The following is a 518-nucleotide window of genomic DNA, read 5'->3' on the forward strand; positions in this document are numbered from 1 at the left end:
GTTATCAGTAGTCTGACTACCATTAGATACCAAGGTCACACCCTTACTAGCAACAGCAGCTGGCAGGGCTAAAAATACTTTTTGATCTACAGCAATATTGCCTTTCTTATCTTTTGCGATGACCTCAACTTGTGTTTCACCACCATTTAGGTTTAACTTATTTGATGCGTTCACCAATAAAGAAATGGCCGCTGTCATAGACTGGATTTTGATTTTGACCTGTTGTTGTTTACCCGTTAGTGTCTCTGTCAAGGTCGCCGTCAAAGCTTCTTTGTTAAGCGCCTCTTTTTCTGCATCTGTTAAATCATTTGACACTAAGATGTCAAAACCAACCAAGCCATTATCATCAGTATTAGCGTTTATGTTGGCTGAACCCTTGTGTCCATTTACAGTGAATAAACTTGCCAAAGCTTTATTGTCAAATACTAATTTAACTGGCTGATTGGCTATTTGAGTATCAGTTGACAGGTTGTTGAGTTGAGCTTGTATTGTTGCAATATCGCCTACATTATTAAGAA

General features: G+C 38.4%; 1 protein-coding gene. It reads right to left on the bottom strand.

Going from position 1 to position 518, the window contains the following annotated elements; all coding sequences use genetic code 11:
- A partial coding sequence (locus tag BTV99_RS13510; RefSeq protein WP_178377972.1) for a hypothetical protein occupies positions 1-518 on the bottom strand: 518 nt, incomplete at both ends.

Origin of the sequence: Psychrobacter sp. Rd 27.2 (assembly GCF_001921755.1) — a bacterium.
GTDB classification, from domain to species: Bacteria; Pseudomonadota; Gammaproteobacteria; order Pseudomonadales; family Moraxellaceae; genus Psychrobacter; species Psychrobacter celer.